The sequence below is a fragment of the Microbispora sp. H13382 genome (assembly GCF_014161445.1).
Lineage (GTDB): Bacteria > Actinomycetota > Actinomycetes > Streptosporangiales > Streptosporangiaceae > Microbispora.
In genome coordinates, this window is sequence record NZ_JABBXA010000056.1 from 1 (window position 1) to 864 (window position 864).

The following is an 864-nucleotide window of genomic DNA, read 5'->3' on the forward strand; positions in this document are numbered from 1 at the left end:
CGTGCCCGTTGCCGTTGAAGATCGCGCTGGCGGATCCGCTGCAGTAGTGCACGAGCACCAGCAGCGCCGGCCGGGCCGCGACCCTGTCGGGCACGTAGATGTACATGTTCAGGTTGGTCGGGTTGTTACCGAAGCCGGTGACCCGGGTCAGCGACGCGGCCGCGGCGGGCCGGGCCGCGAGGAGCATGCTCGCGATCACCAGGGGCAGGGCGGCGGCCGCCAGTATCGCTCTGAGCCTTCGTTTCACACCATGTCCTTCCGTGTTTGCGTGTTACCGGATTCCTGTTCGGCCAGGAAGCGGGGTGGTCGGCGGGAGGGGGTCCCGTCAGCCGCGGGTCCACTTCTGGTTGTCGCCGCCCCAGCAGGAGTAGAGCTGGATCTTGGTGCCGTTGCCCGTGCCGCCGCCGGCGGCGTCCAGGCACAGCCCCGACTGGACGCCCTGGATCGTGCCGTCGGAGTTGAGGCGCCACTTCTGGTTGTCGCCGCCCCAGCAGCTGTAGATCTGCACCTTCGCGCCGTTGCCGGTGCCGGCGGCGTCCAGGCACTTGTTTCCGTACACCCGCAGCTCCTGGGCCGAGGTGGACGTCCAGGTCTGGTTGGTCTGGCCGTTGCAGTCCCACAGCTGCACCTGGGCGCCGTCCGCGGTGCTCGCGTTGGCCACGTCCAGGCACCGGCCGGAGCCTGCTCCCCTGATCGCGCCCGCGCCCGGAGAGGTCGGCGTCGCGCTCGGGCTGGGAGTGCCGCCGGGCTGGCCGATGCTGCCGGAGACCGTCTGGAGTGCGGCGTACCAGGCGGCGGCCATCTTGTCGTAGCCGGTCGCGGTGGGATGGATGCCGTCGATCAGGTCGGCGGTGGTCAGCTTGC

At 70.3% G+C, this 864-nt stretch carries 1 protein-coding gene and 1 pseudogene; both read right to left on the reverse strand.

Annotated features, from left to right (window positions below):
• A pseudogene (locus tag HHX41_RS39445) lies at positions 1-247 on the reverse strand (esterase); the annotation flags it as partial.
• 78 nt (positions 248-325) lie between these two features.
• On the reverse strand, positions 326-864 hold a 539-nt coding region (locus HHX41_RS39450), incomplete at its 5' end, for an RICIN domain-containing protein (RefSeq protein ID WP_182910016.1).